Source organism: Bacteroides timonensis (assembly GCF_000513195.1).
Classification (GTDB): domain Bacteria; phylum Bacteroidota; class Bacteroidia; order Bacteroidales; family Bacteroidaceae; genus Bacteroides; species Bacteroides timonensis.
This window is the reverse complement of sequence record NZ_CBVI010000073.1, coordinates 14978-39132: the sequence shown is the minus strand read 5'-3', so window position 1 is coordinate 39132 and position 24155 is coordinate 14978. Positions and strand designations below refer to the sequence as shown.

At 37.3% G+C, this 24155-nt stretch carries 25 protein-coding genes; 4 read left to right on the top strand and 21 right to left on the bottom strand.

Going from position 1 to position 24155, the window contains the following annotated elements:
* Positions 1-333: 333 nt before the first annotated feature.
* From BN161_RS13755 to BN161_RS13700, 12 genes are all read right to left on the bottom strand, one after another.
* Complete coding sequence (locus tag BN161_RS13755; RefSeq protein ID WP_044267152.1) at positions 334-1794, bottom strand: oligosaccharide flippase family protein; 1461 nt, start codon at positions 1792-1794, stop codon at positions 334-336.
* Complete coding sequence (locus BN161_RS29460; protein ID WP_125910828.1) at positions 1781-2575, bottom strand: hypothetical protein; 795 nt, start codon at positions 2573-2575, stop codon at positions 1781-1783. Before BN161_RS29460 ends, BN161_RS13755 begins: the two co-directional genes overlap by 14 nt.
* 541 nt (positions 2576-3116) lie before the next feature.
* Positions 3117-3995 (bottom strand): hypothetical protein, encoded by an 879-nt coding sequence (locus tag BN161_RS13745; protein ID WP_125910827.1) that lies wholly within the window; start codon positions 3993-3995, stop codon positions 3117-3119.
* Between the two features lie 157 nt (positions 3996-4152).
* A complete protein-coding gene (locus BN161_RS13740) occupies positions 4153-5208 on the bottom strand; it encodes an exo-alpha-sialidase (protein ID WP_044267146.1) in 1056 nt (351 codons plus the stop codon).
* Complete coding sequence (locus tag BN161_RS13735) at positions 5186-5815, bottom strand: hypothetical protein (RefSeq protein WP_044267144.1); 630 nt, start codon at positions 5813-5815, stop codon at positions 5186-5188. The genes BN161_RS13740 and BN161_RS13735 overlap by 23 nt, the downstream gene beginning before the upstream one ends.
* Positions 5797-6381, bottom strand: coding sequence for a YdcF family protein (locus tag BN161_RS13730; RefSeq protein ID WP_044267142.1), 585 nt, complete (start codon positions 6379-6381; stop codon positions 5797-5799). The genes BN161_RS13735 and BN161_RS13730 overlap by 19 nt, the downstream gene beginning before the upstream one ends.
* The gene (locus BN161_RS13725; protein WP_044267140.1) at positions 6381-7442 is read right to left on the bottom strand and encodes an N-acetylneuraminate synthase family protein; all 1062 of its coding nucleotides are present in this window, start codon (positions 7440-7442) and stop codon (positions 6381-6383) included. Before BN161_RS13725 ends, BN161_RS13730 begins: the two co-directional genes overlap by 1 nt.
* A gap of 10 nt (positions 7443-7452) precedes the next feature.
* Positions 7453-8757, bottom strand: coding sequence for an aminotransferase class III-fold pyridoxal phosphate-dependent enzyme (locus BN161_RS13720; protein WP_044267139.1), 1305 nt, complete (start codon positions 8755-8757; stop codon positions 7453-7455).
* 4 nt (positions 8758-8761) lie between these two features.
* Positions 8762-9517: a cytidylyltransferase domain-containing protein gene (locus tag BN161_RS13715; protein WP_044267137.1), complete on the bottom strand. Its 756-nt coding sequence runs from the start codon at positions 9515-9517 to the stop codon at positions 8762-8764.
* The gene (pseB, locus tag BN161_RS13710) at positions 9514-10536 is read right to left on the bottom strand and encodes a UDP-N-acetylglucosamine 4,6-dehydratase (inverting) (RefSeq protein ID WP_044267135.1); all 1023 of its coding nucleotides are present in this window, start codon (positions 10534-10536) and stop codon (positions 9514-9516) included. The genes BN161_RS13715 and pseB overlap by 4 nt, the downstream gene beginning before the upstream one ends.
* Before the next feature lie 128 nt (positions 10537-10664).
* On the bottom strand, positions 10665-11153 hold the full coding sequence (locus tag BN161_RS13705) for a UpxZ family transcription anti-terminator antagonist (protein ID WP_044267133.1): 489 nt from the start codon (positions 11151-11153) through the stop codon (positions 10665-10667).
* Positions 11154-11215: 62 nt separating this feature from the next.
* Positions 11216-11755, bottom strand: a complete 540-nt coding sequence (locus BN161_RS13700) for a UpxY family transcription antiterminator (protein ID WP_044267131.1) — start codon at positions 11753-11755, stop codon at positions 11216-11218.
* Between the two features lie 639 nt (positions 11756-12394).
* Between BN161_RS13700 and BN161_RS13695 the strand changes: the two genes are divergently transcribed.
* The 4 genes from BN161_RS13695 to ispE all read left to right on the top strand — a co-directional run bounded on the left by BN161_RS13695 (position 12395) and on the right by ispE (position 15021).
* Positions 12395-12754, top strand: a complete 360-nt coding sequence (locus BN161_RS13695) for a hypothetical protein (RefSeq protein ID WP_044267129.1) — start codon at positions 12395-12397, stop codon at positions 12752-12754.
* A 180-nt stretch (positions 12755-12934) separates the two neighbouring features.
* Positions 12935-13297: an SH3 beta-barrel fold-containing protein gene (locus BN161_RS13690; RefSeq protein WP_044267127.1), complete on the top strand. Its 363-nt coding sequence runs from the start codon at positions 12935-12937 to the stop codon at positions 13295-13297.
* 31 nt (positions 13298-13328) lie between these two features.
* Positions 13329-14027: a DUF4373 domain-containing protein gene (locus BN161_RS13685; RefSeq protein WP_044267125.1), complete on the top strand. Its 699-nt coding sequence runs from the start codon at positions 13329-13331 to the stop codon at positions 14025-14027.
* Positions 14028-14190: 163 nt separating this feature from the next.
* Positions 14191-15021 (top strand): 4-(cytidine 5'-diphospho)-2-C-methyl-D-erythritol kinase, encoded by an 831-nt coding sequence (gene ispE / locus BN161_RS13680; protein ID WP_044267123.1) that lies wholly within the window; start codon positions 14191-14193, stop codon positions 15019-15021.
* A 306-nt stretch (positions 15022-15327) separates the two neighbouring features.
* Here ispE and galE read toward each other — a convergent pair whose 3' ends face one another.
* The 9 genes from galE to BN161_RS13635 all read right to left on the bottom strand — a co-directional run bounded on the left by galE (position 15328) and on the right by BN161_RS13635 (position 24018).
* Complete coding sequence (gene galE, locus BN161_RS13675) at positions 15328-16362, bottom strand: UDP-glucose 4-epimerase GalE (RefSeq protein WP_007213703.1); 1035 nt, start codon at positions 16360-16362, stop codon at positions 15328-15330.
* Between the two features lie 149 nt (positions 16363-16511).
* Positions 16512-17090 carry an electron transport complex subunit RsxA gene (gene rsxA, locus BN161_RS13670; protein WP_007213702.1) on the bottom strand — a complete coding sequence of 193 codons (579 nt, stop codon included), beginning with the start codon at positions 17088-17090 and terminating at the stop codon, positions 16512-16514.
* A 78-nt stretch (positions 17091-17168) separates the two neighbouring features.
* Positions 17169-17753 carry an electron transport complex subunit RsxE gene (gene rsxE / locus BN161_RS13665; RefSeq protein WP_007213701.1) on the bottom strand — a complete coding sequence of 195 codons (585 nt, stop codon included), beginning with the start codon at positions 17751-17753 and terminating at the stop codon, positions 17169-17171.
* A gap of 17 nt (positions 17754-17770) precedes the next feature.
* Positions 17771-18433 (bottom strand): RnfABCDGE type electron transport complex subunit G, encoded by a 663-nt coding sequence (locus tag BN161_RS13660; RefSeq protein WP_044267121.1) that lies wholly within the window; start codon positions 18431-18433, stop codon positions 17771-17773.
* Positions 18430-19422, bottom strand: a complete 993-nt coding sequence (locus BN161_RS13655; RefSeq protein WP_007213699.1) for an RnfABCDGE type electron transport complex subunit D — start codon at positions 19420-19422, stop codon at positions 18430-18432. Before BN161_RS13655 ends, BN161_RS13660 begins: the two co-directional genes overlap by 4 nt.
* A gap of 9 nt (positions 19423-19431) precedes the next feature.
* A complete protein-coding gene (rsxC, locus tag BN161_RS13650) occupies positions 19432-20766 on the bottom strand; it encodes an electron transport complex subunit RsxC (protein WP_007217950.1) in 1335 nt (444 codons plus the stop codon).
* Positions 20767-20804: 38 nt separating this feature from the next.
* The gene (locus BN161_RS13645; protein WP_044267119.1) at positions 20805-21782 is read right to left on the bottom strand and encodes a Fe-S cluster domain-containing protein; all 978 of its coding nucleotides are present in this window, start codon (positions 21780-21782) and stop codon (positions 20805-20807) included.
* A 43-nt stretch (positions 21783-21825) separates the two neighbouring features.
* A complete protein-coding gene (locus BN161_RS13640; RefSeq protein WP_007217948.1) occupies positions 21826-22245 on the bottom strand; it encodes a SoxR reducing system RseC family protein in 420 nt (139 codons plus the stop codon).
* 327 nt (positions 22246-22572) lie between these two features.
* Positions 22573-24018: a DUF3078 domain-containing protein gene (locus BN161_RS13635; protein ID WP_044267116.1), complete on the bottom strand. Its 1446-nt coding sequence runs from the start codon at positions 24016-24018 to the stop codon at positions 22573-22575.
* Positions 24019-24155: the final 137 nt, after the last annotated feature.

The window sequence follows — 24155 nt, the reverse complement described above, 5'->3', positions numbered from 1 at the left end:
CATTCATTTGTTCCAACCGCATAAAACCCAAAAACAAATTGGGCTTCTTTTCAGAACAGACAAAGAGCTTTAAAACATGCCAAAACGAAATAACAAAAGACTTCATTAACGACCACAAATTAAGTTTAACATGGTTAGACATCGGTGGAACTTTAGCATGAATAAACAAATATTTACTCCTATATTTCCGTTTAATGCAACTCCATAAAGGTATCCCCCATATTTTCTCATTATATATCCTTATTATCTTCTCTTTTTCAAATAGTTCATGTAAAATAGAATTATCCATAAATATAATACTTACAATGTTGATAAACTTATCTATTTAATTCATCAATTTATATCAATAATGTTAGGTCTAAAAATAACCCGCTTTATAGAAATAGTGATCTCCTTAATTGAAGTATAATTCAAGATCACAAAAAATATTATTGGAATGAACATTAATGAGTAACATTGCATTAAAGCGAAAGCTAATGCTATGATAAACGGAATTAGCAACTCCCATTCAAAAGCTTCATTAAAAATGCAAAATACAGAAAACTTCAAATTAAACATTTTATTTGTTAAAATAATACATCCCAATGAAAAAGTATAGTAAACAATCATCATGCTCATTACAGCATAGACAAATGATAATTTAAAAACAGTAGCTATCAAAACAACTATAAATACATTTAATAACAAAGATAAAATAGAAACTTTTGATATTGATTTTTCATAATTTTTCGCCAATAGCAATGTATTATATCCAAAAGCATTTGTACTAATTAATATAGACAATGATGTTATATACATAGCTTGCAACGCCCCCGAATACTGTGAAAAGAAAAAGGTAATCACAGGAAAACAAAGCAATGCAAAATACATCAATAAATGAGATAATTTAATATAGTTATTTCTTACAATTGATATGAGTAGAGAAAATTCTTCTTTTTTTGCTGAATAAAATTTATCAACAAGCTTTGGAAATACAACAAAAGTAAATGCTTCTAAAAGAAGCAATATGGAATGTCCCAAACTATAAGAAAATGAATACAATCCATAATCATCAACACTATAAAAAATACTAATTACTAAAGATGTAGTAGAATGAATCAAATAAAAACAAGAATTATAAACAAAAAGAAAAAAACCCTTTTTAAGTAATTGCTTTATATAAATGATTGGAACTAAAGAAAATTTTGGTAACTGTCCTCTAAAAATAAATATTAATAACGAGAACAAATGAGCAATGAGGTAAGAGTATATAAGAAAATCAAATAAAAGATTATGAGGAGAAACTACTATTGCAATTAACATACAAAACGGTATACTAGATTGATATATTGCTAATTCTAGCAACCTATTTTTAACACGATAAATATTAGAAAATAAAGTATTGACATACTGTATAGCAGCAATAATCGACAAAAATATTATTTTATCTAAAATATGATATTTCGTAAATAAAGTAGGAGCAATATAAAAACTAACAATAAAAAACAAAAAGGAAATTATAACCATTACGGCTATTAAAATATAAGATGCACTTGCGTAATATCGAGTTAGAAGTTTATTATTCTTATTCTGTATAAGAAAGTAACTCACAGAATTGGCTATCCCAAAATTTATAATATTACAGTAGCTCAATAATAGCAAAAAGAACCCCCAAGAACCATAATTAGTAACACCTAATTTTGTAGCAATAACAATTAACAATAAAAATTGCAAAGCATAAACAAAATAACGAGACGATACATATAGTAAAACTCTATTTGATAATACTTTTCTTATTAAATCAATCATTTGCATGTAATACATATGTTTTAGATGTAATAATTTGAAGGAGAAAAATTATGAATATAAAAAAAGACAAAGAATAAGACACCATTGCTATTTTCATTGAGTGCAAGAAAAAATACAAAATCATACACGAAAGCAATACACCATAATTATTTTTACAAAAAAAACTTTTTAGCAACTTCAAATATGCAACTACTAAAAATAAAATATTTAAAAAACAAGGAATATATCCAACATCCTTAGGGTGAGTGGAAATCTCTTTTAGATAACCATTATTTAAAAAATTAGCTCCCAATAATGTTCTCGGCTCAAAAGCATATAATATTGTATTCTCCGAATATTGCATTGAACTTGAGCCATCCAATTTATTCGCAATAAAGAATAATTCAGTGTTCTCCAAACCTATAATAAAAACAACAAATACTAATACATACATAATTGGTATTAGTATAATTCTCCCCTTCTTTGTATATAGACAGAAAGCAAGTAAACAACATGTAAAACACAATATATTTGTAGTAGAGCAGGCTATTAATATGATAAATAACCATATAAGAAATAAGCCTATACGATAAAAGGTTTTTTTTAGATATGCCCATAATAAAAACAGAGCAGGACAAAGCATAAATGTCACGATATGCGGTTCAAAATAAATACCACAAATTGAACCGAATTCGGTAAAGAAAGGCAATTTAAGAGAAAATCCTTTAGGTACTAACAGAATAGACATATAAAAAGGGTAATAATATGTATGCCCTAATGTATTAACATTATCCTCAAATAAGTCCATACGCTCATTAATAAGATTGAAATACGGTGATATTCCAGCTTTTATTAATACAAAAAGAGAAAATATACTAATTATGCATATCACACATATCCAAATATACCCTCTACATAACAGCCAGATTGCTTTTTTCTCTCCTATTTTTATTTCCTTATAGCATATATAACAATTATACAATATAATATAAAATAATGTATTACAAAATAAATACAAAACAGGCATAACAAAAGCAGTATGAGTTATATATGCCGAACAAGCATTGATAAAATTTAAAACAAAATATATAATAAACAAAGGATGCTTAAATGGTATTTTAATACTTTTATTATACCTTACAAACAGATATATAATATTAATCAATGCAAGAATAAGAGTAATAACACTTCGTGAATATTGAAAAAACAAGATATATGGTATTATCGAATATGAATTTGATATATTTAAAAATATAATCAATGAATCAATCAGATATCTATAACTCTTTCTTTTATTTTTCATCAAACAATACAAGTTTACAGCTATTGTATGCCTCAAACATTCACTTTTATTCACGTATCAATGAAGCTATTCTTATCACTGATTTTCGAGTTGTACCAGTATAATAACTCACTAATATACTTTCATCATCTAACAAACAAACAGAAGGATATCCCTTATCTCCAAGCCTTCCTGTATTAAAAACAACTAACCTCTTCGCCATACCTGACACATTCAATGCAAAAAGAGAGACATTTATTGAATCTAGATCCTTTCTTCCAAAATCATACTCTCTTCCTGCTAATAAGATCTTATTTGAAATTGAATCATAGCAAAGTTCTGGAGAAGCAACACTTATCTTCATTAAATCCCATTCAAAGTCATCAAATGGATATTTAGCCCTTCCCCACACCGAATTTGAACCTACAGGAGTATCAATTCGCAAACAGACAAATAAACTATCCTTCAAAAAAAGCAAATCCCCCTCAGAAGCATTTCCCCCAATATGAAATTCTTTCACTGATTTCCAACTTATTCCATCTATAGATGATAATAATACAGGCCATTTTCCGTTTCTATAGCCTATACCATATAATATATCCCGATATTTTCGAATCTTCCATATTCCTATAGGATGATTTACGTCATGGATTATAGGACATAAACTAGTCCATTTCTGGTCTATTAATTTTGAAAAATACCCATTAACAGTATACATATATAAACCACCTTTCCATTCTAAAAGAAAGGGATCTCGCAAATCGATATTTTCATCTGAGAAAACGATCTCAGTTCTCCAATAGCCATCTTCTTTTTTCAGTATTCGTATTTTCCCTTTATTTGTCAATGTTGCATGATGTCCCCAGCCTTCTCTAAATGCTAAATAAAGATTCCCTTTCCATTTCTTTAATGTTGTAAAAGCAACATGGTTGTCTTGATTAAACACACATGTATCGTTTACAATCAAATATGACTCACCTGCCTTCAAAACCGTTCTTGCATCATAAGAACAAAAAATTACTACAAAAAAAAGGATAATGGCAGTAACTAATATTAACCGAATTGATATTTTCACAATAATCTACAAAGTATTATACTTCAAATTACTCTTCACAGAACTCTTTAGGTATCATAGAGACTACTTTTATCACCGATTTATTAGAAGCCCCCATATAATAACTCATTAAAATTTCACCATTATTTAATATACAAAATGAAGGATAACCTTTATCCCCAAGTCTACCTGTATCAAATACATTCATTCTCCTTCTAGTTCTCCCCGTTGTTTCTAATATAAAAAGAGAGACATTTATTGAATCAAGCAAATTCTTTCTAGAAAACGAATACTCACGTCCAGCTAATAATACCTGATTATTAGAATAGAGACATAATTCTGGAGATGCCACAGAGATATCCATCTCAATCCATTCTATCTCAGAAAAAGGATAATAAGATTTCCCAAAATAAGATACATTACCAGCTCCTTCTTGACGAATACACATAAACAAACTATCAGCTTTAAATAGCAAATCTGCTTCTGAACAATTATTTAATGGAATAATAGATATCGTATTCCAATGTATTCCATCCACAGATTGCATTAATCGAGGATTTTCGGTTTCTAAATATCCAACTCCATAATATTTTCCTTTATACTCTCTTATTTTCCATAACCAAATAACATGAGGAACATCATGCACTATATCTACAAAAGTATTATTACTACTCTCTTGAAAAATGCAATACGCTGTACCGCTATGAGCATAACTATTATCCTTTATTTGGTTGTATCCACAATAAATAATCAATTTATTATCTTTTACCAACAAATAAGGATCACGTAAATCCTTATCATTATCAGCTAAAACAGCTATTTTTTCCCATTTACATTTATTCAATCTTAGAAGCACTATTTTCCCATATTCATCCTTGTTTATAGGACGATGATTTATTCCTTCCCGAAAAGCCAAATAATAATCATCTTTATACTTTCTTAGACAAGTAAAAGCAGCATGATTATTATTATCATAAACAACAATATCATCAATAAGCTTAAGGTCTAAATTTTCTGTAAAGCACTCATACCCATCTTTCTTACTGCAAGCTATTAGATTCAAGAGAAGAAGTAATATACTACTAATAAAGAGTAATTGACGCATAACAATTCCTTAAAGCCAAATGCCTATGAATACTAAAACCATTTTTATTCACTCCATCCACATCATGATATTTCCCTACATATATCCTATCACCATTATGATCCGTATCACTACACCATATAAAGTCATGATACCATAGCAAGCCTTTTTGGGCGTAGTAATAAGCAAAAAAGGTATAAACGCATAATATTGCAGAAGGAAAGCTTATATGCTCTTTCAAAAGCTCTGTGGGTTGAACTGCACGTGAATCCTCTATAACATCCTTCTTCAACAAATACCAGCGTAATTCTAAAGTATCATGAATAAACTTCTCATTCATATACCAATCCTGATTATAAAAACAAGGTTCTGAAATATCGGGATTCACCCCAAAACAATCACGAAAATTAGTTATAGAAAGTTTTTTACCATCTAATTCAGGAATACCCAATATTAGAATATAATCCTTTGATTTCTTCTCTAAATCGTCCAACGAATAATGTATATCTGGAATTTGAATGGAAGATAATGAAAGTCCCAACTTTTCCAAAAGAGGTTTCAATTCATCCCAACCGATAAAATGAGAGCCAAATAGTTCTTTCGCCTGTCCTATTGCAATTCTTTCCATTTTTGATAATTTATTGCTTCTCTATATGTAGCCAGATGACCTAATTGAGAATATCTCTCAATGCGGACAAATTCTTGTTCTAAACGTTCAAATCGTATACCCCATTCCGATTTATTGAACCATCTCAAATTTCTTACAGGAGCATTGTAAAGAACAATATCACTTTTCCTATCCAACACTTCACGTAAGAAAGTCAAATAAGCGCGATACTGATGTTCATGACTAGCAACCAAAACCAACCGTTTCCACTCATTTATTATTGCCATTTTCACCACTTCAATAGCTTGTTCTCTTGTATTCAAGGATTTATCTTCATGTATGACAGCATCAACAGGAATCCCTTCCTTTAATATATAAGGTAACACATCTGAAAAGGGAAAACTTCCGTATTCATAATCAGTAATATTGCCACTAAAAACTATTTTAGTGGCAATATTCTGATTATAAAGTTCCACAGCCTTCTGATAACGATTCAAGCCATCCCCTTCCAATAAAATAATTGCATCGGAAGGAAACAATATATCGTTATCAATAATAGCTATAATTTTTTCACGATCTGTTATCATCAAAAATTCTCCCAAAACAAAGGTTGTCCCTTTTCTATATTTACTTTACACTCTTTACCTACTATAACAGATTTAAATTTAGGAGGGATTCCCAATGCAGGACGAAGTACATCAATATCTTCTTCTGTTATCACATGCCCCTTCTTTATATCATTTTTGGCATAAAGACAACGGCGTTGTACAAATACAGTTTCACTTTCTTCTGCAACAACTTCTTTTACAGTACTTCCCATTGCACATTCCACTTCACGAATGGAATCCACCATAAATTTAAAATCCTTCGGTTCCATAGAATGAGGATGATCGGGGCCTTTATCATTCTTGTTCAAAGTAAAGTGTTTCTCAATTACTCTACCACCAATAACAACAGAAGCCAGTGCAACTATATGACCGGGAGCATGATCGGAATAACCAGTCAAGACATCAAATGCAGACTGATAGGTTTTCAACACATTTACATTTGCACTATCTATCTTAGATGGATAATTTGTAATACATTGCATCAATACTAAATCCTTATTTCCTGTTGCCTGAATAGTACGTACAGCTTCATCTATTTCAGCCATTGTTGCGTCACCAGTTGCCAACATAACAGGCTTGCCTTTACGAGCAATATAATCAAGCATTTCAAGCCAAGTTATATCGCCAGAGCCTATTTTTATAAAAGGAACATCCAAATCTATACATAAATCTACAGCTTCCTTAAAATAAGGAGAAGTAGAAAAATCAATTCCTACACTTTTACAGTATTCTGAAACCTCCTTATGCCAAGCTATAGGAAACTCCGCATCTTTAAAAACGTCACTAACGGTACGCCCCCAAGAACCATGTACTCCTTTCAATTGCATACGGGAGAATCCTCCCTCTGATACAATTCGAGGAGTTGAGAACGTTTGAAATTTAGCGCAATCCGCACCAGCTTCCTTCGCTGCATCAATTAGACGCTTTGCTTTATCAAGACTTCCATCAAAGTTCGCACCAATTTCAGCTATAAAATAAGTAGGATGATCCACTCCAATCATCCGACTTCCAATTCTTATGTTTTTATTAAAATCTACCATAAAATAATGTTTAATTAAGACGTTTAAACCCAGATTGACAAATAGGACCATCAAGAGATTTCATAACATCCTTACCATCCTCAAAATCACGAATCTGTGCAAATACCTTATCTAATTCAAAGAAATAATCATCTAATATTTCTTGCGTATGAGCTATACAAGGGTACATACTATTACCAGCAAGATACCCTTTCTTTAACATTTCTTGAGTTATAAATGTCTTATAAGCAAGATGATTCTTACTCCTAAAGTTATATCCAGCAAGAGCTGGGATACCCCATTGTTCGATTTCCAAGCCATACTTATCAGCCAAGACCTGCCAACGTCGCTTATTACTATTTCCAATAGCTGTAATGACTTCCCAAGATTTAACACGCTCCATTACTTTCAGTGTAGCCAACGCTGCTGTAGGACCAATACGTTCTGTCCAAAATGTACTGCTAATCCAAGTTCTTTGTGCTGCACTCATAACATCTTTACGACCAACAACAGCACAAATAGCATATCCATTTCCAATGGTTTTACTATATATTGCCATATCCGGTTCCACACCATATTTTTTGTATAAGCCACCGAATGTTTCACGGAACCCACTTGTACACTCATCAAAAATAAGAATTATACCACGTTCAGTCGCCAAATCACGGACTTTCTGCAGAAAATCATCCTCAGGACCAAAGTTACGACAGACTTCCATTTTAATTGCTGCTAACTCATTATGATTTACGATATCAAGCAATTCCTCAAAATTATTATACCGAAAAGGAATAGTAGACCCACGTAATCCCTTTGGAACACCCGCTGGTGGAATACCAGGAAGTAGATGTCCAGCTAACGCATCACTATCACCCAAATTAACAGAAACATACCAATCATGCCAACCATGATAGCCACAAATAGCAACCTTATCTTTCCCTGTAGCCGCTCTAGCTATGCGTATACATACAGAATTTGCTTCACCACCGCCACGAGTATAACGTACCCCACCGGCCCACGGATCAAGTTCTATAAGTTTTTCTGCCAAATAGACTTCTTCTGGACAATTAAATGTAGTTAAGTTTCCGTCACGAATCACCCTCATAACCGCCTCGTCAACTTCCTCATTTGCATACCCTAAGGTATTCGTACCGATGCCCATCATTGAGCAATCGATATACTCTTTTCCATCAAGATCCCATACTTGACATCCCTTAGAACGGCTATAGTACGCCGGCCAATTTTCCGGCAAAAACTGTTCCGGTCTTTTTGAAAGCAACATCGTTCCACCAGGAATTATTTGTTTGGCTCTCTTGTATAATTCTTGTCCTTTTCCCATACTATTAATCGTTTAATAATGATTTTGCATATCCTTCATCTCTCATATGACTATTATTCAAGTCTCTGACTCTTTGATTAGAATCCAAATATTTAATATAATCTACCCAACCAGCTTCTTTACCAACATTTTCCAAAAGTTCCTTCACCACCATAAAGTCTTCTTGAGTATCCACAGTAATACGATATTCAGAGCAATCAACCGATGACTCAACATTAACTGATGTAAATATATTTCCCCCATTAAAAGAAGAATTCTTTTTAATATATGGTGTCACATGTTCTCGTTCACTTTTGAGTATCGCCTCATTGTAAGCTCTCTCCAAGGCTGAAAAACGAAAAACTTCTGTATCAATACCATCAGGATAAGTCGGTTTCAAAGTATTTGAAGCATAATCACAACCAGCAGAAATACAAGTAGTAATCACATGATCTATAACCTGTGGATCAATCAAAGGACAATCAGATGTTACTCTCACAACATAATCAGGATTCATATCCTTTACTGCAAAATAAAAACGTTCAAGAACATCATTTATTGAACCTCTATAGCATTCCGTACCATTCCGCTGCGCAATACGTACAATTTCATCAGAGCCTTCCTCGGTAGTTGTCGCAACTACTAATGTTGTGATTTTTGCAGCTCTCAGAATTCTTTGTAGATGTATATCCAAAAGTGTCTCATCACCTACTTTTTTCAAGACTTTAGCAGGTAACCTAGTTGAACCATACCTAGCCTGGGTAACTGCAACTATTTTCATTTCACCACAAAATTTGGATCTACATATTTCTTTATATTTTCACGCATTGTTTCTACCGTTTCCCATTCTGTATTATTATCAGAACTATAATGAAAACCTTCAGGCACGAGTACCGCATTATGATGTTGTATAAACTCTTCTCGTGTATGTCTATAAGATACAGAAGGAAGAATCACATAATATTCACCCAAATCAATAGTATCAAGAGCATCAGTAATAGTAATCATCTCTTCATGTAACTTTTCTCCCGGACGAATGCCTATTTCTACTTGAGGGAGATTAGGTGCAATAGCAGTAGCAATATCTTTAATATGATAAGAAGGTATTTTCGGAATAAAAATCTCACCACCTAAATGATGACCTATTGCATACATAACCAATGCCACACCAGCTTCCAATGATATATTGAAGCGAGTCATACGCATATCTGTAATAGGCAATTCTTGTGCACCATTATCACGTTTATTTATAAAAAAAGGTATTACAGATCCACGAGATCCCATCACATTACCATAACGAACCACAGAAAATTTAATATCTTTGGAACCACTGATATTATTAGCTGCTGTAAATAGTTTATCTGATGTTAATTTCGTTGCACCGTATAGATTAATAGGTGCACATGCTTTATCCGTAGAAAGTGCAACTACATGCTTCACACCTGTTGCCAATGCTGCTTTAATTACATTTTGTGCACCATGCACATTAGTTTTAATACATTCTTCCGGATTGTACTCAGCAGTATCAACCTGCTTAATAGCAGCAGCATGAATTATCACATCCACCCCTTCACAGGCACGTACCAAACGCTCTAAATCACGGACATCACCAATGAAATATCTCATTTGAGGATATTTCTGCTCCGAATACTTCTGTTTTAATTCAAATTGTTTCAATTCATCTCTAGAGTAGATAATGATTTTCTTCACTTGTGGATAATCACGAAGGATGGTCTCCACAAATTTCTTACCGAAAGAACCTGTTCCTCCAGTTATCAATACAGATTTATTATTTAACATATTAACATAAAATATTATTATTCAGATAAATATATAGACTATCAATAGATGTCATAAAGACATTATTTAAATAAAACGATAAGTCCCATAAAAATTCACAGAAGGCACTTGAAGATAATAAATACTAGTTAATCTTCTAATTCTTCCCAAGGATAGGGATTATCAATTACATTCTGAAATTCATCAATAGCTTCCTGCTGTTCGGAAGTAAGTGATGCCGAATCCCACGAAGCAATGATAGTACGGCCTTCATCCGCCAAAGGTCCATCAAACACCTCACCATAGCAGGCAGTGAGCAGACGAAGTTTCAGCAACGAAGCAGGAAGAACATCAAGAATATCCCAACAACGATCCAAGACCTCCTGGATATGTTTCTGTTTTTCACCATGATCCACAAATGAGGCACCGTAACCCATCAGAAGAGCAAGACAAACATTAGCCTGTTCTTCCACAGTAGAACCTTTGACACCGGAATTATACAAAGCCGTAGTAAGACGATAAACTTCACCGTTACGGCGGGAAAGGTCATCGCTATAAACCGGATTCCCGTCCATACCTAAATACATCAGATCGTGCGCTGCACGCTGAAGAGCAAGTGTTTCTTCAGAAAGAGACATAATGATTTATGATTTATAATTTATGATTTATCAACTATTCAATGACAACAGCCGATCGTCAATTATTTGATTACTTCTATAAGATCCGGATGAATGGTAGCAAGCGCAACGACAATAACACCTTGTATCTCTATAACCACACGACGATCACGTGCGCCTTTTACTTTCAGGAAAATACCTTCCTGACCCTCGAAGTCACCTCCCGTAATACGAACTTTTGTACCTTTGGACAAATTCAGTTCATCAGGTTGAAAGTACATGAGATGATCATTATAGGTACCGGCAACGGCAATAAAACGCTGCATCTCACTATCGGAAATAATAATCTTCTGACCGCTACGGGTATCGGTTATGTATTGTAAATAGGTTACCTGTGATTTGATACGCTTCACCTCAGAGGGACAAGCATGAACAAAAAGTAAATTATGAATGACAGGAACCAGAACGCGAACTTTCTTACCTTTCTTTATGCAGATCTTGTATTGCATGGGAACGAAACAACCCATTTTCTCCTTTTCAAGCAGACGCATAGCATCAGGCTCTCTACGGTAAGTGGCACGCATGGCATACCATATTGGGCTTTCTTTTTCTACTTCTTCCATTCTATGATTATTTCAGAAAAGTGCGTTCCTCTGGGGCTTTGAATTTCTTGCATATGCCTGAAATTCAATCATTTGCGAACACTTTATGTAAAATACGACAAGCTTTGTGCTCCTCTTGTCAACGAGTTTTCTACAGCAGTTCAATACCTTATAGGTAAAAAGCTATAAACGAACAGATTACAACAAAAAAGTATTTTTTAATCGTTCGTTTAATGGGCGTCAAGATTTTAAAAAAGACAAAGAAAGAAAAAGAATAAAATGGGTAAATATTAACAGATATTTTCAGTCTCCATTTATCGTTTATAATCAAATAGTTAGCTTCATTTTTACCCTATTTAAAGAAGTTTTTTTATCAAACATTTTGTCATTCGAAAAAACACCTTTATCTTTGCGCCCATTAAACGAACGTTTTTTGAACACTTTTCAAAATAAAGTATATATATCTAGTATACAATTATTTACTACTAACAAAGGAATGTATTTATTGTATTTTCCCCTACTCCATCATCACCTCTAATTTCAATTTCCTATTTTTGCGACATTTTTAACTGTGAATATCAGTTAAATAAACAATTAAAATTTATAGTAGTATGAAAGATTTTAAAAAAAGAGGTTCAAAATGAATCTGATCCCAAAGAAATGTCTCATCAGGTTGATAATCAGAGTACAAGCTGTATCAGAATAGTAAGTAAAATCAGTATAGTCAATGAGGATTTATTGGCTGAACGGTATTATGCAGGCATAAAAACTCACCTGTGTGTAGGAGCTCTAAGAAGCTTCAAATTGGGCTATTATAAGGGCCAAAATATTGATACCGTAAGCGATTTGGGAATGCATTTATACGAATCGGGAGACGCCTTAAAACACGAGAAAGGAGAAGATACCTTCATGGAAATGAGCAGCTTTATGACAGAACTAAGAAAGATGTGGGCCGTGATACAAAAGGAAGATACCGAGCACATAGACCCATACGGATATGATGTAAAAATAAATCAGTGATAGTTTACTCCAAAGAAAGGGCATAACTTTGCCCCCGTCAATTTGACTGTGGTAGGGCTACACCCTTTCACCAGGATGGTGTAGCCCTAACCACAAAAGGGTGTAGCCATCCAGAGCAAAGGGTGTAGCCATCGCAGAAGATTGATTATTAATCATTTATAAACTACTAAATTCATTAAAATGAAGAAACAAACGTTGGGGCACCAACCGAATCATGTAACGAAAAACGAAAGAGTGGAAAATCTATGGAAGAAACTTATCAGGCAGGAAACTGATTTATCAGATGAAACCATCGCATGGATGACAAGACGAATACTATTGTTGACAGAATACATGCAATATGGATGTGCACTGATAGCCTATCGTAAACAGAATGGAGAATTTTACATGGCAAAAGCAACACTTGTATATTATGAAACCTGTTTCCATCGAAAATACGACATTGAACGCATCCAGAGCCATGTGGTATACTGGGATATAGAACAGCAGGGATGGAGAACATTCCAGATAGAGAATTTTCTGGAGTGGAAACCGATGATTTAAATAAAGAATGAAAAATTAAGAATGAAGAATTATGGATTCATATCTATTGCATGACGCCAATGCAAGCAGTAATTTTAAAATAATGATGATGATACAGAAAGAAGGAATGAAAGGATACGGCATCTACTGGATGATACTGGAGTTTCTTAGAGTACAGAACGGATATAAGGCAGACATAAGAATACTACCCGTACTGGCAAGAAAAATGAGAGTGACAGTAGCAACCTTGAAGAGAATCATCTTCGATTCAGGACTATTTGAGGTGAACGGCACAACCTTTTCATCGCCCGGACTCACACGGCGCATGGGACCACTGGAAGCCAAGCGCGAAGCGAACAGAGAGTCAGGCAGACGTGGAGGACTGGCTAACCAACAGAGAATCAGAGAAGGCATAGCAAGCAACGCTTTACCTATCAATCAGACTAATGATATAAATAACTCCCCCTCTATATCTCCCCAAGGGGAGACGGGAAAGAATGAGGAGATTCTTCTTGTTCCACCGGAGTATGCACTCAACAAAAATACGCATAATTATGAAGGGCTAATGGAAGAGTTGCAACGCCAAAAAGTAACGGTCATCAAGGAAATTAATGCCATCCTTAGACTCACGGATTTCGGAAAGCTGAAAGGAAAGATATGGAAAATACTCTATGACATCAACAACTCGCCGCAGATGAAAGCAAGGATTGTGATGCCGGGAAAATATATTCTGAAGCTACTCCAAAACTAAAAACGATCGGACGAATAAGTCAAAGAGGTATTTCTCCCTCCAAAGTAAGCCTCTTTGACTTAATTCCACTATTTGCTTTCCGTTCTAAACAAATACTCTCTCTATTTGCTTTTCACTCTAAACAAATTCGTATATTTGCTACACATAAATCGCTTTAAAAATCATGATAACATTTCCGAATGCCAAAATAAACCTGGGACTGAACATTGTAGAAAAACGTCCCGACGGGTACCATAATCTGGAAACAGTATTCTATCCTGTTCCCCTGGAAGACGCGCTGGAAGTCAACGTGCTAAACGAAGGTAGCGAGAAGTTTCGTCTGCATCAGGCAGGATTAGAAATCGAAGGAGAAGTTGAAAATAACTTAGTGGTGAAAGCTTATAAGCTTCTGGATGAGAAGTTCAATCTGCCACCCGTGGATATTCACCTGTTCAAGCATATTCCTTCCGGTGCCGGGTTAGGCGGTGGATCATCCGATGCAGCTTACATGCTGAAATTATTGAATGAGAAATTCAGTCTGGAACTAACGGATGAAACCTTAGAAGAATATGCCGCAAAACTGGGGGCAGACTGTGCCTTTTTCATCCGGAATACCCCAACATACGCCGAAGGAATAGGGAACGTCTTCTCCCCTATCTCTTTATCCCTAAAAGAGTATCAGATTGTTTTAGTCAAACCGGATATATTTGTTTCCACCCGGGAAGCATTTGCAAAGATAAAACCGCATCGGCAAGATATCCCATTGAAAGAAGTGTTGAAACATCCCATAGAAGAATGGAAGGAACTTATGGTAAATGACTTCGAAGAAAGCGTATTTCCTCAATTTCCAGCCATCAAGGCGATTAAGGAAAAGCTGTATAAGCAAGGGGCCGTATACGCTGCCATGACAGGCTCCGGTTCATCCGTATTCGGGTTATTCAAACCGGAAGATAATAAACCTGCAAAAGAGTTTTTTGGAGAAAACGCATTTGTTTATCGAGGAACATTAAAATAGCAGGCGAATATTTTTTTATGTATATAATATGAAAGAGGCTAAATCCAAGCCTCTTTTTTTGTTCACCAGTGAACAAAAAAATAAGCCCTGTCTCCCGACAAGGCTTATTCACAACACAAACACAAAATAAAACACGACAAAACTACTATGCAATCTTACCTGTCTATGCCGGGGAGGCATAAGTACTAGTTACGGATATTCACATATACATAAACAGCGTCAGGCTGATTTGCAACATATAAACAAATGCGGGGAAGCATTTGTTCATGCCCTATTTGTTAATAAAAACAAAAATCTCTTTAATGCTTATTGAATACCTCTTTCGCGAAGCTTCAACTGCCAGTTCCAAGCAGAGAGCAACGTATCTTCGATGGTTTCAACAGCTGTCCAACCCAACTCTTCATTTGCGAATTTAGGATCGGCCCATACCTTTTCAATATCTCCCGCACGACGACCAACAATCTGATAATTCAGTTTCACGCCGGTTGCCTTTTCGAAAGCATTAATTAATTCCAATACTGAAAGACCGCGGCCCGTTCCAATGTTGAACACTTCCACTTTCTCTTTTTGTTTATTTTCCAAGATGCGGCGGATAGCAATCACATGTGCTTTTGCTAAATCGACTACATTAATGAAGTCGCGTATGCAAGAGCCGTCGGGCGTATCATAATCATCACCGAACACACTCAGTTTCTCACGGATACCGATAGCGGTCTGGGTCAGATAAGGTATCAAGTTTTGAGGCACACCATTAGGCAATTCACCAAGCAATGCTGTAGGATGCGCACCAATCGGATTGAAATAGCGCAGCAATATTGCATTGATAGGAGCACCTGAAGCCACAGTATCACGAACAATCTCTTCATTGATCTGCTTTGTATTACCATAAGGAGATTCAGCTTTCTTAATCGGCGCTTTCTCCGTCACCGGTAATTCATCCGGTTGACCATATACAGTACAAGAAGACGAGAATACGATACCTTCCACTCCATGCTTCGGCATCAGTTCAAGTAGGTTTATCAATGAAACCAGATTGTTGCGGTAATAAAGCAACGGCTTCTGAACCGATTCGCCTACAGCCTTACTAGCTGCAAAGTGGATGATGGCTTTAATGCCTTTATATTTAGTAAACACAGCGTCAAGACCGGCGAAATCCAAACAATCCAACTTCTCGAATGCCGGACGAATACCCGATACTTTTTCGATGTTATCAACTACATCGGCGCTAGAGTTTGACAAATTATCTATTATCACGACTTCGAAACCTGCGTTCTGAAGTTCTACTACAGTGTGTGAACCAATGTATCCTGTTCCACCTGTAACCAAAATTCTTTCTTTCATCAGTGATTTATTCTATTAGGTTATCATCGTTGTGGCGGCAAATTTACGGATTTTTTTTTATATAAAATAAAAAAAGAGATTTTTTTTGTATAAAAAAGAAAGGGGTAGAATTTCTTCTACCCCTAACCTATTAGTTAATGTTCTATTTTTCAGATTTTCACAACACCGGAGAAACCCATAAATGCCATAGCCAAAAGACCGGCAGTAATCAGAGCGATCGGAGTCCCCTTCATTCCTTTCGGGATATTTACCAAACTCATCTGTTCGCGCAAACCCGCAAAAAGAGTCAGCGCCAGGCCAAAACCGATAGCTGTAGAAAATGCATAAACCACACCGGTCAACAGATCATAATCTTTCTGAATTACAAGGATGGCAACACCAAGAATACAACAGTTAGTTGTGATCAGAGGCAAAAACACACCCAGTGCCTGATACAAAGAAGGCGATACTTTTTTCAAAATAATCTCTACCATCTGAACCAGTGCAGCAATCACCAAAATAAAAGTAATAGTCTGTAAATACCCCAGGTCAAAAGCATCAAGCACAAATTTCTGAATAAGAAATGTCACTATAGTTGCAATCGTAAGCACAAATGCCACGGCAGCCGACATACCCAATGCAGTTTCCACCTTCTTGGATACACCTAAAAACGGACAGATACCCAAAAACTGCGACAATACGATGTTATTGACAAAGATTGCCGAAATAAATATCAATATATATTCCATACTTTCCAAAATTAAGAATTAAAAATTAAAAACTAAAAGCAGTTACTACTCTCATCCTTAATTTCTAATTTTCCATTATTAATTCTTTTTCAAGCCGTTTATCAATGCAATCAGATACCCCAGTGCGATGAAAGCTCCCGGTGCAAGTACAAATATCAACATACCGTATTCTTCAGGAAGGATAGTCAAATCGAATATCTTACCGGTTCCCAGAAATTCACGTACGGCACCCAGCAAAGTAAGGGCCAAAGTAAAGCCAAGGCCCATTCCTAAACCATCAAAGAAAGAAGCTACCGGAGTGTTTTTGGCAGCAAAAGCTTCTGCGCGTCCCAACACAATACAGTTTACCACAATCAACGGAATAAACAAGCCCAGCGTAGCATATAGAGCAGGAACATAAGCTTGCATGACCATTTGCAGTAAAGTCACAAAAGAAGCAATAACCACAATGAACGACGGAATACGTACCATATCAGGAATTACATTCTTGATCGCCGAGATTACAACATTAGAACAAATCAGCACAAACATCGTTGCCAGTCCCATACCCATACCATTGATAGCGGAAGAGGTGGTACCCAGCGTAGGACACATACCAAGCAGGAGTACAAACGTAGGATTCTCTTTAATAATCCCGTTCATCATAACTTTAAAATTATTCATATCTTCTACTCCTTTCTTTATTTAGCGCTGATAGAGTCCGCAACTTCAGTGGCGGCATTTTCAGCAGGTTCAACAACTTTTTGCGTAGCGCCCGTAGCGGCATCCGATTCACTCTGACCGGCATAAGCTGCATAAGCAGCATTCACAGCATTCAGGAAAGCTCGTGAAGTAATGGTAGAAGCTGTAATGGCATCTACCTGGCCTCCATCTTTGCTTACAGACAACGGAGTCTTACCCGGGTTCATACCTTTGATACTTCCTTTATTTCCTTCTTTAAACCAATCGGCAGCTTTGGAACCCAATCCCGGAGTTTCCACATGCGACAATAGGGAATAATCTATAATGTTTCCTTCCGCATCAAAGCCGACCAAGACTTTCAGCTCACCGCCGAATGCCATTGAACTTGCTTCTACGGCAGCACCAATAAACTCTCCACCTTTCGTAGCAGGATACACAGCATAATCTACGCCATTCACAGCCTGCATCTTCTTTTCTGCAATCGGATCATTATCGAAACCGGGAACCACTGCACTGACAGCATCGCTCAATGTCTTTGCATTGGCTTGTGCTATAGGTTCTTTCGTCAATTCATTCACATATGCCAGCAAAGCCACAGAGATGGCAGTAACGCCCGTGAGTACCAGCAACATATTCTTCAAGGATGATTCTAACTTTTTCATTTCTTCTTCGCTACCTCCCCAAAGCGTTTAGGTTTACAATATGTATTAATCAGCGGAGTAAAGGCATTCATAATCAAAATAGCGAATGACATACCTTCGGGATAAGCACCGAACAGACGGATAATCACTGTCAGTAACCCGATACATACACCATAAATCAGCATCCCCTTCTTGCTCATCGGAGAAGTGACGTAGTCAGTAGCCATAAAAATAGCACCCAGCATCAAACCACCTGTAAGCAGCTGAAGCACGGGAGATACATACAGTTCCGGATCTACCAGATGCATAATACCCGAGAACACAAATACTGTAGCCAATATAGAAATAGGAATATGCCAGGTAATAATTTTCTTCCAAAGCATATAAGCTAATCCCAACAGTAACGCCAACGCACTGACTTCACCCAGACAACCGCCATTATTACCAATCAGCAAATCGAAAGAGGAAGGCAGATCTTTCAGAGCCTCTATATTTCCACCGGCAATCTGCTTCATCAGATTAAGCGGAGTAGCAGCCGTCGTAGCATCGGTGTAAGAAGTCAACTGTCCCACTACCGGCCAACTCGTCATTTGCACAGGGAAAGAGAGCAACAGGAACACACGTCCTGCCAATGCAGGGTTGAACGGATTGTTACCCAATCCTCCAAAAGACATCTTACCTACGCCTATGGCGAACAATGCACCCAGAATAATAATCCAGATAGGCAGATTGGAAGGTAAATTGAATGCCAGCAACACACCTGTGATTACAGCAGAACCGTCACAGATTGTTGTGGTTTCTTTCTTCATCAGGAATTTACCAATAGCCCATTCGAAGAACAAACAGGCAGCTACCGATGTAGCCGTGACAATCAGTGCACCCAGTCCGAAGAAATAAAGCGATACAAGAAATGCAGGAATCAATGCAATAAGCACACCATACATGTTCTTTTTCACGCTGTCACCACCATGGACGTGGGGTGAAAGTGATATTACTAATTTATTTTCCATACTTCGTTATTATTTAGCTTGACGTGCACGGATGATCGCTCCTACCTTGCCTTTACCCAAGCGGCAGTAGTCCAGCAACGGACGGTTGGCAGGACAGGTAAACTGACAAGAACCGCACTCGATACAATCCATAATTCTTTCTTTTTCCATTCTCTCGAATTCTGCATGTTCGGCAAGTGCCGACAGCAAATAAGGTTCCAATCCCATCGGACAGGCACCCACACACTTTGCACAACGGATGCAAGGCTGAATCTCCCCACGTTTGGCTTCCTTTTGGTTCATTATCAGAATGCCGGAACTGCCTTTAGCGGTAGGAACCTCCGTGTTGATCAATGCCTTACCCATCATTGGGCCACCACCGATAATCTTACCTGTATCTTCGGGCAGACCACCGCAAGCATCAATCAATTGCTTCATCGGCGTGCCAATACGTGCCAGAAAGTTAGACGGTTTTGCTACTGACTTACCAGTAACGGTAATCACGCGCTCAAACAACGGCTTATTTTTCTGTACGGCCTGATACACCGCAAATGCAGTACCTACATTCTGTACCACGGCCCCTGTAGAAATTGGTAAAGCACCACTCGCTACCTGACGACTGGTAATAGCATCTATCAACTGCTTTTCACCTCCTTGTGGATATTGCACCTTCAAGGCTACTACCTCGATACCTGCATAGCTGGATGCCACCTTCGCCATCAACTGAATAGCATCGGGCTTATTGTTCTCAATACCGATAAATGCCTTGTTCACCTTCACAGCTTTCATCAGAATAGATACACCTACCATAATTTCCTCGGCATGTTCCAGCATCAACTGGTGGTCAGCTGTCAGATAGGGTTCACACTCCACAGCGTTGATTATCACACACTCTGCTTTGAATGCAGGCGGCGGACAGAGTTTCACCTGAGTAGGGAAACATGCACCACCCAAACCTACAATACCGGCATTGGCTATCTTTTTTACTATTTCCTCGGATGTAAGGTTACATTCCCTCACCAACGTTTCGGTGCGGTCAATACTTTCTTCCCATTCATCACCGTCCACATCAATAAAGATGGCAGGTTTCGGATAACCACTGGCATCGATAACCGTATCGATTTTAGCAACCTTGCCGCTGACAGACGAGTGGATGGCCGCGGATACAAAACCACCGGGTTCGGCAATCTTTGTGCCGACTTTCACCACATCCCCTTTAGCTACAATCGGCTTTGCAGGCGCGCCAATGTGCTGACCCAGCAAAATCACAGCTTTGGCAGGAACTTCCGCCTTTATAATGGGCTGATGTGCTGAAAGTTTATTTTCGTGTGGATGAACACCACCGATTGAAAATGTCTTCAACATACAATTCTGTATTTTAGTCGTTTATTACTTCTTTATTATTAAGCCTCTGCCTTTGGAGTTTCAACCTGAGGAGTCTCAACAGCTTTAGGGGTCTCTACAGTTTTAGGAGCCTCTGCAACCTTAGGCGTTTCTGTAGCTTTCGGTGCAACGGCTACCTTAGGAGCAGCAACCGAAACAGCACCTTCCGCCTTCGGCTTACGCGGCGGGAAATTGAGTGCGATAATCGTGTTCTGCGGACAAGCCTCTTCGCACTTACGACATGATTTACATTTGTTCGGGTCGATGTAGGCCAGATTATTTTCAAGTGTAATCGCTTCGAACGGACAAACCTTCACACACTTGCCACAACCAATACAAGCAACTGTACAAGCTTTACGCGCTATGCCGCCTTTGTCTTTGTTCACACACTGCACATAGATACGGCGTGATTTCTTGCCTTGCGGACGAATCTCGATAATGTTCTTCGGACAAGCCTTGACACAAGCTCCACAAGCCGTACATTTTGCTTCATCCACTTCCGGAAGTCCCGTTTCAGGGTTCATGTGGATAGCATCAAACTGACAAGCTTCCACACAGTCACCACACCCCAGACATCCGAAACTACAACCGGTTTCGCCACCATAAAGAGAGGCTGCAATAACACAACTCTTCGCACCGTCGTACATATTCGTACGGGGACGGTTGGCACAGGTTCCATTACATCTCACAACTGCCACCATCGGTTCGGCAGCAACGGCATCCAAACCTAGGATTTCCGCAATTTGCGTCATAACAGGTTGTCCGCCTACCGGACAAAACTTGCCCTCCAGCGAACCTGCCTTTACACAGGCATCGGCAAAACCGCTACAACCCGGATAACCACATCCACCGCAATTTGCTTGAGGCAACACCTCTCCTACCTGTGCAATTCGCGGATCTTCATACACGGCGAATTTCTTGGAAGCGATGTATAATATAGCGGCCGAAACCAGCGCTATAGCTCCCAATGAAATCACTGCAATCAGAATTACATTCATAAATTAGTTATTTATTTAATTATTTGTTTTAATGTTCCAAGAGTTAGTCAATTGGCCTTATTGAAAAAGAAAATTTCTTTCCCATACGTGTTTTATTTAGCCACAATATATAATAATAAGGAATAAGAAGAGCTAACGAACAAAGTGCAGAGAGAAGTTCGTCACTCCAGATAGCCATAAATACAAAGAGAGAAATCACCAGAATACAGAAAGGTACTATAAAGGCCCACAGCACCGCCATCATTCCCATAGAGAGTTCGCCAAAAACGATTACCCGGTCACCCACCTGATAGGAAGACGCATCGCTGGTAGTTACATCGATTATTTTTTCTTTGGTATCAGCCGAGGCACAATGTCCCTTCGCACTACATGCCGCACAAGCTGACGTTTGGACAATTCTCACCTTTATATGAGAACTGTTTATGTTTTCCACAATACCTTGATGTTTTATAATATCTGCCATTTTGCAAACTGTGCATTACAAATTGCGGCAAATTTACGCATTATTTGTGAACTGCAAGGCTTTCACCCGCTTTTTTTATGTGTACGCCAACGTACTTTTCCCCGTTTTAACTATTTTTCTTCACTTTTTCCACAGAACAAGCAAGAAAACCTGTTTTATAACACAGACTAAGGTATCACTTTGCACCATTGATAAGTATAAGATAACAAAATGATACTATGAATAATTCCACTTCACGCTTTCCTGCATCTTTTCATTTTTATGTGAATCCGATATTATAGCATAGCCGAAAGATCCTTACTTGTATTACATATCAGCTTTATGTGATTACCATTTATAATTAATACCGAAGCTCAATAATTCTTTTACCTGAAAATAGCTATCACCTGAAGTAGGCTTGCTACTATCGTCAAAACGGGCATGTATATAAAGTTTGGTCGACAAATAACGGTTCAACACAAAGTTGAATGTATTTTCCCATTCAATACGCACCCATTCATAACTTGTCAGATAGTCCAAACGAGAATCTAACGTAATGGATGGAATGATTTGCCAGAACAAAGTGGGTTGTACCTGCGAACCAAAATTATGACGCACCGTCTTACCCTTCTCCAAACCAAAATCCACTTCATTCACTTCCTTATTACCCACATAACGCATAGTCCACGTCAACGGAGCTATAAAAACAGACAAATTAAACTTTTTCTTCTTCAACTTATAGTCCATACCGACACTGGCAGACCAGTCTGCCGGAGCCAGGAATGCCGATACCAAAGGCTCTTTATTGGCTTTATATCCATGACAGAACTGTGTCTTGAATTCCGTAGAAATCGTATAGTACCAATTAGACGCTGCCTGAACACCTAACTTACTGTATATACGGAGTTGGTCTGTATTGACCAAATAATCATGAAATTCATCAGAGGGTGCTGAAGAGAATCCTAATTTGGCATCCAACAAACTTTCCCATTGAATCTTTTCACGGTCATTGTAATTAGCAAACAGTTGTAAGTTGGCTAGTACAGAATTCGTACTCTCACCCCCTTTATACCAGTTATCCGAAATATAATTCTGAGTAATCTGCAAAGAACCATTCCCGCCTGTTACCCACCAGTTAGGTTTACGGATAACCACTTCCGCATCTTCTTTCACTTCCGCCATGCTTTCCTGAGTGAATAATTTCATCACAGAAGGTTTTGAAGATGCTTCTTTTTCAATATTATCCTTGAATACCTTTACCTGCATGATATTATCTTCCCATGCCACGATCTTATGTAGATCATCATTAACATAAAGATAGAGCAAAGCACGATCCACTGTTTCATTCGCGCGTTCCTTTGAGGTAAAGCGGGCTTCATCAAATGGTAAAAGTTCTTTCACTGGCAATTCAACCGTATCAAAAGGTTCAAATTTCCAATTCAATGTAGAAACACGCTTTATAGGAGAATTATAATATGTAAATGGCTTAAGAAACAGACGGTAGTAATCGGGATTATCAGGAATGTAACGCTCAGGAGTAGACGGATCATTCAGATAGTTTAATACTCCAAAATACTTCTCATGCAGTATAGATACTGTATCCAGCTTGAGAGTATCATTCGCCGGTTTCAACTTTAAGACAAAATATTGCTTCATCACATCCGACAAGGTATCCACTTGTGCGGCAGCCGGTTCCTCTCCGGCCTTTAAGACAGTCTTTACTGAATTCTGCGCCGCTATCGACGAAGAAAAAAGCGCAGCAACTGCCCATAAAGATAAGTATCTATTCTTCATAACGCCCTAAAATCTATGTTTTGACTGCAAAAGTAATTTAAAATGTTTAGAAAACATAGAAAAGAGTAAAGAAAAGATTAGCAATAGCCGGTACTTAGGATGGCAAGTTCATATCAGCTCCGTATCAGCCCCGTACC